1 protein-coding gene is annotated in these 3,245 nt (G+C 61.0%); it reads left to right on the top strand.

Annotated elements, in window-relative coordinates; translation table 11 throughout:
* Positions 1-3,245, top strand: a 3,245-nt coding sequence (locus tag ABX749_RS27095; RefSeq protein ID WP_372898774.1) for a hypothetical protein, incomplete at both ends; no start/stop codon positions are given.

Here is a 3,245-nt window from a genome sequence, read left to right on the forward strand (position 1 = left end):
CAGGGTGTTTCGTCCGCCATCGACAACGTGGTGGAATTCAAAGGCGAGGCATTCTTCGTCGCCGATGACGGACGTAGCGGAAGTGAACTTTGGACGAGTGACGGCACGATCGACGGCACCCGCCAGGTCGCCGATTTGTTGCCGGGTGTGGATGGATCCCTGCCGGACGACTTGACCGTGCTGGGGTCAGAACTGTTTTTCACCGCGCTCGACGAACTCGGCGAAACCGATCTTTGGAAAACCGACGGCACGACCGCCGGGACAAGCATGGTGTTCGATGCCGACGCCAATGGAGCCTTTTACCTTCGCGACTTGACGGCATCGGGCGGCAAACTGTTCTTCACCGCCTATCAATACGAATCGGGATACGAGTTATGGGTCCACGACCAGACCCTTGGCGGGACGATCTTGGTCAAAGACATCAATCCGGATCAAAGCATCATTGACCGGCCGAGAGAGTTAACGGATGTCGGCGGCACGCTGTTCTTCACCGCCTACGAAAACGGTTACTACAATCGCGAATTGTGGAAGAGCGACGGGAGCGAGGCGGGGACCATGATGGTCAAGGACCTGGCGATCGACACGAGTGATCCGTTGAACCCGGATCCCTCGCTCAGTTCCTACCCGACCTACTTGACCAACGTCGACGGCGTGTTGTTCTTCGTCGCGGAAGATCCCGACGACGGCGTGGAACTGTACCGCAGCGACGGCACGACCGCAGGCACCCTGCAGGTTGCCGATCTCCATCCGAACGGTTCCTCGTATCCCGATGACCTGACGGCATTCGACGGCCATGTTTTCTTCTCCGCCGATGACGGGGTGACGGGCCGACAATTGTTCAAGAGCCAGATCGCGACGGGGACGACGACGATGGTCGCCAACACGGCCGGCGGCAACAATCCCTCCAACCCGACCGATCTGGAAGTCGTCGGGCAAGAACTGTTCTTTGCCGCCGAGGGAGTGGTGCCGGCGACCACCGTCAGCGCCGACGCCCCCACGCTGTTGGCCAACAATTCCATCCTCAATGGAGCAGCCTGGGCCGGCATCGTGACAGGCCTGACCACCGGCCCCGATCGCGGCAACCTGGCCAGGTTCGGAGGCAACGGTGTCTTCACCGCCAAGCCCCAGACCAGCACCAACGACGGTCCGGGCTGGGTGGCCAACGGTGCAAAAATCGGCGACGCGGGCGTGGGTCTTGAAACTCTCGCGATCAACGATTTTTATCTCGCCGACATCGACTCGGGTGACTTGGCCAACGACTCCTGGGAATGGACAGTTTCGGACGCCGCGGGCCTGACCAATCTCGCGTTCACCGGATTTGCCTCGGGGAATCAATTCGATCAATCGCACGAAGGCTTGGTCTTTGAACTGTTCCTCAATGACTCGACGACCCGGACGTCGCTGTTGGAGGTAGCCGGCGACGACTTGGACAATTGGTTTGCCGGACGATCGGCCAACAACATTGCGCTCTCCCATCCGGGCGGCCCCACCATCACCAAGGCCACCATTCGCATGACCATCGGACGCGACGGTGCCCCGGCGTTTGCCGACGGCGGATCCGAAGCGATTGTCGTCAACGCAAAACTGACCGCCGACCTGTCGCCGATGACGACGGCGCGGGTACCGGTCGGCCGCGAATTACACAAGACCGACGGCACCACTGCCGGCACGGAACTGATCGACGATTTCGTCACCGACGGCAGTGCCAACCCGAGCGAGTTGACCGAGTCGGGAGGCTTGCTGTACTTTTCCGCCGATGAACCGGTGGGATCCGGTCGAGAGTTATGGGTCAGCAACGGCACGCAAAGCGGAACGATGCGATTGATCGACTCGCAGCCCGGCAGTGACGAGTACGGGGCACCGCTGGATGGTGATCCGCAAAATCTCACCGACATCGGCGGAACGTTGTTCTTCACAACACTCGACGGGACGGTGGACCGCGAACTTTGGACCAGCAACGGCACCACGCTGACCACGCGCCCGATCGCCAACATCAATCCGGGCACACAGTCCGCCGATGTCCAGCAATTCACTCCGGTCGGCGACCTCGTGTACTTCGTCGCCAACGATGGGATCAACGGCGAAGCGGTTTGGAAGGCTGACCCGACCGGGCAAACGCTCACCATGGTCGCCGACGTGACGCCTTCGTCCATCGACTCGGTTTCCGGGCTCGCCAAATTCGGCAGCGGTGTTGTGTTCTATAACTCCATCGCCGGCTCCGGCGGCGGGATGTATTACCACGACGGTTCCCAAACCACTCAGTTCATGGCCGGAGTTCCCGTTGCGGTCTCGTTGGATGGCACGATGTTCGTCGAAAACCAAGCGGACAACCGGGTCTACTTTGTCACCAATGATGCGACCAGCGGCGAAGAACTCTGGAGCAGTAACGGGACCATGGCGGGAACCGCGATCGTCCAGGATTTGAACAGCGGAAACACCGGCAGCGAGCCGACCGAATTGACGTCGTTCAATAGCCAGATCTACTTCGCTGCCGATGACGGCAACTTCGGACGAGAGCTCTTTGCGGCGAGCGTTTTCGGTGGAATCCAAATGGTCCGAGACCTCAACCCGGGCACCACCGGCTCCGACCCGCAGGAGTTGACGGTCAGTGGCGGCACGCTCTTCTTCACCGCCGATAACGGCAGCAACGGACGCGAGCTGCACACGTCGACCGGGACCCAGCTGGACATCCACCCGTCCGGATCGTCCAACCCCAACGCGCTGACCGACATCGGCGGTACGCTGTACTTTGCCGCGGACAACGGCGTCGATGGGACTGAACCCTTTCTGTCCAACGGCACCGTCGCCACGCAAATCGCCAATGTCGGTCCGCTCAGCAGCAGTTCTAACCCCAGCGGGTTCACCGAGGCCGGTGGTCAAGTCTACTTTGCCGCCGAGCAGTCCAACCGCGGCGCACTGCTGGAAGTTTTCTCCGGCATCACCGGAACGCAACTGGCCAATTTGACCGCCGCGCCGAATTACCCCGATGCCCCGGACTCGATTGCCCTACTGGACTCCTTCGAGATCCCGACCAATGTCGCCGACAACTACGGGGTTCGCGTCCGCGCGTACTTGACCGTCCCCACGACAGGCGACTACACGTTTTGGATTGCTTCGGACGACCAAGGTTCGTTGCTGTTGAGCACGGACGACAACCCGGCCAACGCAGCTCAGATCGCTTCGGTCCCCGTCTGGACCAGCTCTCGACAATACGACAAGTACCCCACCGACCAGCAGTCGGCGCC

The sequence above is a fragment of the Stieleria sp. genome (genome assembly GCF_041595215.1).
Taxonomy (GTDB): Bacteria; Planctomycetota; Planctomycetia; order Pirellulales; family Pirellulaceae; genus Stieleria; species Stieleria magnilauensis.